Origin of the sequence: Fusobacterium sp., from assembly GCF_032477075.1 — a bacterium.
Classification (GTDB): Bacteria; Fusobacteriota; Fusobacteriia; order Fusobacteriales; family Fusobacteriaceae; genus Fusobacterium_A.
The window spans coordinates 1-5,485 of sequence record NZ_JAWDXO010000080.1; the positions used below are offsets into that span (position 1 = coordinate 1).

General features: G+C 27.8%; 6 protein-coding genes. All 6 read left to right on the forward strand.

All coding sequences use genetic code 11. The features are described from left to right. Nucleotides 1-88: 88 nt before the first annotated feature. Nucleotides 89-1,246 (forward strand): replication initiation protein, encoded by a 1,158-nt coding sequence (locus E6771_RS15965; protein ID WP_316092348.1) that lies wholly within the window; start codon nucleotides 89-91, stop codon nucleotides 1,244-1,246. A 772-nt stretch (nucleotides 1,247-2,018) separates the two neighbouring features. Then, nucleotides 2,019-2,189 (forward strand): hypothetical protein, encoded by a 171-nt coding sequence (locus tag E6771_RS15970; RefSeq protein ID WP_316092350.1) that lies wholly within the window; start codon nucleotides 2,019-2,021, stop codon nucleotides 2,187-2,189. Continuing rightward, complete coding sequence (locus E6771_RS15975; protein ID WP_316092351.1) at nucleotides 2,119-2,730, forward strand: hypothetical protein; 612 nt, start codon at nucleotides 2,119-2,121, stop codon at nucleotides 2,728-2,730. Before E6771_RS15970 ends, E6771_RS15975 begins: the two co-directional genes overlap by 71 nt. Nucleotides 2,731-2,738: 8 nt before the next feature. Next, entirely contained in the window at nucleotides 2,739-3,668 is a 930-nt protein-coding gene (locus E6771_RS15980; protein ID WP_316092352.1) for a type IV secretion system protein, read from the forward strand. Next, the gene (locus tag E6771_RS15985; RefSeq protein WP_316092353.1) at nucleotides 3,669-3,875 is read left to right on the forward strand and encodes a hypothetical protein; all 207 of its coding nucleotides are present in this window, start codon (nucleotides 3,669-3,671) and stop codon (nucleotides 3,873-3,875) included. Between the two features lie 8 nt (nucleotides 3,876-3,883). Beyond that, nucleotides 3,884-5,485: type IV secretory system conjugative DNA transfer family protein (locus E6771_RS15990; protein ID WP_316092354.1), on the forward strand; the 1,602-nt coding region annotated here is incomplete at its 3' end.

A 5,485-nucleotide genomic window follows, 5' to 3' on the forward strand; every position in this document is an offset into this window, starting at 1 on the left:
CTTATAAATAGAGTAGGAATAAGGACAACAATCATAGTTGATAAGGACATAATCTTAGAGAAATATAATAAACAAATTAAATATCTAAATGAAAACTAAGAAGAAAGGATTAGATATGAAACAAACTAACCAAAAAGATGTTGTAATTCATCAAAATAAGCTTTCATATGGAAAATTTGAAGAGTTTGAATTAAGAGAGCTGAAATTACTTTTAAAATTTATAGCTGAATATTCAAGAACTTCTGAAAATAAACTATTTTTAGAAGCTAGAGAAATAAAGAGATTTATAAATATGGATAGAAAAAGCTATTCAGAATTTGAAACTTTAGTAAGAAAGCTAGGGAAAAGAGAGGTTTTAATCAAAGATCCAACAAAGAATAGATATGTAGTTTACCATATTTTTTCAAGGTTAGACTTTGATTTGGATAATAAAACAGTTGAACTAAGTTATGCACCAGATTTTATCCCATTAATTACTAATTTGGAAAAGAATTTCTGTAAGTATGATTTAGAAAATATTGAAAATCTTAAAAGTAAGTATTCTTTAATGTTCTACATAAGGGCTAAAGCAGAGATGTTTAAGGGGAAGTTTTATATGTCTGTTGAAGAACTAGGAAATTTATATGGGAAGAAATACACAAAATATATTGAGAATTTAGATAAAAAAGTAGTTATTCCAATGTTAAAAGAAATAAATGAACATACAGATATATTAATTTCTTCTGAAAAGGAATATGAACCTCAAGAAAGAGGAAGAAGTAAGGTTAAAGGTTATTTATTTAGGGTAGAAAAGAAAAAATTATTGATATCTTCTGAAATAGAGAAGGCAGTAGAAAAAGTTAAGAAAAATATCTATATATTAAAATCTAAGATACTTAATGAAGAAACTATTCAAATGTTGTTAAATGAATTTGGAGAAATAAGATTAATAGCAGGACTTAATTATGCTTACAAAACTATAAACAAGGATTTTAATACTTTGGAATATCTCAAGAAAGTTATTTATCAAAATGAAGAACTAGAAACAGATGATTTAGAAACTATAGTTTTGGAAGAAAAAAATAATAAAGATGATGAACAAATTTTAACCAGTAGTGATGAAGTTTTAGAAATAGAAGATGAAATATTAATTTATGCAGTAGAGAAGCTAGGAGTTCAAAGAAGATTTTTAGAAGGAATGAAGAGGAATAATCCTATGCTTTATAAACTAACATTACTGGAATATGAAAAAGATATGAAACATTAAATAGTTTTGAGAAGCTGTAAAACTTTGTTTAAGAGTTTTTTTATTTCAAATGTAAATTGTATCGAAAAAATGCAAATTGATAGCTTAAATTTAATTTTACAAAGCGACAGCTATATTTAAAAGCTAATTGAGTAAGTTAGTTTTAAGAAAATGGGTATTTTATGTATTTTGCTTAGTTTAAATTTTTTAGAAAACTCAAAAAAATCTCTTAAAAGAAAATCAAGAAAAAAATCATTTTTTCCCTTTTTAAAAAGAATCTTTTTAACTTAATTTAATTATTAAAACATATTAGAGCATATCTAAAAAATAGAAATAAAGGATTTTATAAAACTATTAAACAGTACCAAAAGGTGCAAAATAGAATCTTTTTCAGTACTAAAAGGGGGAATAAACAGTACCAAAAAGTGCAAAATGAAATATTAAGCAGTACTAAAAAGTGCAAAATGCAATCTTTTTCAGTACCAAAAAGTGCATGGAAAATTTTGTAAAAAAATAAGTGGAAAATTTCCTGTTTCCATACTTTATAAAAGTTAAATTTAAAGAATGTAAAAAATAAAATGTACATATACAGTAATAAAAGGGAAAAATGACTTTTCAGTACCAAAAGGTGCATAAAAAATTTTAATCACTATCTAAAACTATAAAAAGATATTTCTAAAATATTAGAAAGATTAAATATTTTTGATTTATAGAAATAGTATAAGTTAAAAATTAAAGAAAATCTAAAAGATATATGTATATGAACAATAATAAAAAAACAAAGGAGGAACAGATGAAACAAAAAATTAAAGTTTTTATGACTATAGCATTTTTACTTGGAATATCTGCAACATCATTTGCAGCGTTTGGAAGTTCAAAAACAACAAACAGCTATGAAACTAGAAGATGTAAGACAGACTTTAGAGGCTATTCAACAGACACAACAACAGGTTCAAATGGTTAAAAATGATGCGCTGAACCTAAATAAGTGGGCTGGGTCAATGTTGTCACAAAATCTAGGAATATCAAAGCAAGATTTAGATAATCTTATAGCAATAAAAAATTCTACTCAAAGTATCATAAATGATTCAAAAAACTTTGATACTAATTACAAGCAGTTGTTTAAAGATAACTATAACAATATGACATGGGAGAATTTACAATTAGAAGATAAAAGGATAACAGAAGAACATGCAAATCTTTTAAAACAAGGGTTAAAAATAGCAACAAGAGATCAGGAAGCTATAACAAGGGCTAAAGAATTACAATCTCTTATGGGACAGTCATTAGCTCCATCAGGATCTTTACAGGCACAACAGACAGGAAATCAAATAGCTTTAAATTCTGCCACTTCTCTAAATAACTTAGAGCAAAATACTATGGAACTTATTAGATTAGAAGCTATTAAGCAACAAAATGAAATTCAGAGAAAAAAAATAGATGAACAAATCAAAATTGAAATAATGAAAAAACCAAAAGCCGTAAAAAATCCTGTTAAGTTTTAGGAGGAAAAATGGATTTAAACATCTTATTAAATATATTTGAAGTTGCATTTAAAAAAGCAACATTAAATTTAACTCCAATTGCAATAGGTCTTTTAAGTACATTTGTAGCCTTTCAAATTGTATTTACACTTTGGAAAAAACCTACATCAATGCCATTTGCAGATATCTTTGATGTTTTAGTAAAATATTGGATTTTTTATTCTTTCATAGTGAATTACACAGAACTTGCAGGTAAAGTAAAAGATACTTTCATATTCTTTGGAATGAAGGGTGCTGGAGCTCCAGGAAATGCTAAATTTGATCCAAATTATTTATTTAGTAGAGGATTTGACATATTAGATTTGATTTTTAATCAATTTTCTATTTCAAGTCCTTTGGTAACATTAGGATATGCTGTTTTGTGGGTTTTGGGATTGATAATTGTTGCATTTTTAGCATTAAATGTTTTTGTTTTACTACTAGAATTTATGGCACTTGCTTACTTATCAGTAATACTTGTTCCTTTTCTAATATTTGAAAAAACTGAATTTATAGGAGCTAAAGTATTTCAGGTTTTAGTTTCACAATCTGTTCAATTAATGGTTATAGTTTTTTTAATAGAATTAACTTTTGGACAGTTAGATAAAACAGTGAATATAGATAGTGTATTTACTGCTGCTACTACAATTTTGGGATTATTAGGATTAACATTCCTATCATGGAAAGCACCAGGACTGGCAGGAGGAATTCTTAATGGAGCACCTTCTCTTACTTGGGGAAAAGCATGGGAAGATATTAAAAATACTGGTAGAAGTGCAAAATCAACAGCAAAAGGGGCAATAAGTGCTGGAAAAGTAGCAGTTAAAACTCCAGGTGCAATTAAAGATGGAGCTAAAGCTGGTTATAGTAAAGGGAAAACTGCTGTTAGTAAGGCAGCTAACTTCTTTAAGGGGAAATAGATGAATAATAAAAAAGAATTGTTAAAAAGAAAAAAGATAGGAAAGTTTATGCTTATATTCTTTTTTTTACTTTCTTCTATCACTACTCAATATTTTGCTTATTCCCTAAAATACCATCAAGCTTTAGGAAAACCTTTATTTTCTATTCAGAAGGTAAAGGTTTATCCTCCATATAAAGTATATATCTGGGGAAAAAAGTATTTTTAATGGGAGTTATGGTAGTAAGTAAAAAGAAAACTCTTGATAGTCATGGAAGTGCCGAATGGGCTACTTTGGAAGAGATAAAAGAAATGAATTTATACAATGAAGCTGGAGCAGTTCTAGGGAAAGATAGTAAAAACAGAATACTTAGAACACTTGGAGTGGAGCATATTCTTATGGCAGCCCCTACAAGAGGGGGAAAAGGTATTAATACTGTTACTCCTACTTGTCTTGATTGGACTGACAGTATGATAATAAATGATATTAAAGGGGAATTGTGGGGACTAACAGCTGGGTATAGGAAAAATATTCTTGGACAGAAAGTTATTCATTTTAATCCTATAGATACAGAAGGAATATCTTGTTCATATAATCCTTTAGATTTTATAAAAAAGGGAACAGCTAAAGAAATGCAGGATATAGAAGTAATTGTTAAAACATTACTAGATTCTGATGGAAAAGGAGAATCAGATCACTGGGTTGGATCTGCTATGAACTTTTTAACTGGAGTAATATTTCATCTTATTTATGCAAAGGAAAATGCAAATTTAGGAGATGTAATAGATTTCTTAACAGATTCAGAAATGCCTTTAATTAATAGAATAGCAGATATTATGGGATTTCCACACCCTGAGGAAGAAGAACCTTCAAGTGAACCTTTTAATCATCTTTGGAATATTGAAAATAAAAATCTTTTTAAAGAAATTTATGGAAAAGAAGGAAGTTTGCACCCAAATGTAGCAAGTGAATTTAGTACAGTCTTTGCATTACCTGATAAAGAAAGAGGAAGTGTAATTTCTTCAGCTACAAGATTAATGAAGATATTCCTAGATCCTCTTTTAAGAAAACATATATCAAAATCTGATTTTACAGTACAAGATATTATGAATACAAAGACAACATTGTATTTAGTAACCCCACCTGAAGCGATAGATAGAACACGTCCACTTCTAAGATTAATAATTACACAGGCAGTATATGGATTAACTAAGCCTATGAAATTTGATAATAAACAATCTACACTTATGGAAAAAATATTGAAACCTTTTAAAGATTTAAAGAAGAAAATGAAAAGCTATTTCTTTACAGAACCTAAAAAGAACAGAATTTTATTTCTAATAGATGAATTTCCAAGCTTGGGGAAGTTGGAACTTGTGGAAAGCTCTATGTCATACATAGCAGGATATGGATTAAAAATGCTTCTTATTACACAATCAATGAAGCAGCTTAAAAAAATCTATGGGAAAGATAACTTTATTCTTGCAAACTGTAGTATACAACTATATTTAACTCCAAATGAAATAGATGACGCAGAAGATATATCTAAAGCTTTGGATAATAAAACTATTTTAAGTGTGAGTGTAAGTAAAAAGGGATTTGATTTATTTCCAAGCAAGACTATAAGTGAAACAGGAAGAAGACTTATGACAGCAGGAGAGGTAAGAATTCTACCATTTGAAAATATAATTATCTTTGTAAGTGGACAGAAGCCAATTTATGGAAATAAGCTTATGTACTATAAAGAAAAAAGATATAATGAAAGACTTTTACCTACTCCACAAATTACAGATACTTTTAGAAAAGAAGAAATAAAAGAAAAAAGTCCTGTAAAGAAG

Excerpts from the sequence above, each read along its gene's own strand:
- E6771_RS15965 (WP_316092348.1), top strand. The coding sequence starts at position 89 with ATGAAAACTAAGAAGAAAGGATTAGATATGAAACAAACTAACCAAAAA.
- E6771_RS15970 (WP_316092350.1), top strand. The coding sequence starts at position 2,019 with ATGAAACAAAAAATTAAAGTTTTTATGACTATAGCATTTTTACTTGGA.
- E6771_RS15975 (WP_316092351.1), top strand. The coding sequence starts at position 2,119 with ATGAAACTAGAAGATGTAAGACAGACTTTAGAGGCTATTCAACAGACA.
- E6771_RS15980 (WP_316092352.1), top strand. The coding sequence starts at position 2,739 with ATGGATTTAAACATCTTATTAAATATATTTGAAGTTGCATTTAAAAAA.
- E6771_RS15985 (WP_316092353.1), top strand. The coding sequence starts at position 3,669 with ATGAATAATAAAAAAGAATTGTTAAAAAGAAAAAAGATAGGAAAGTTT.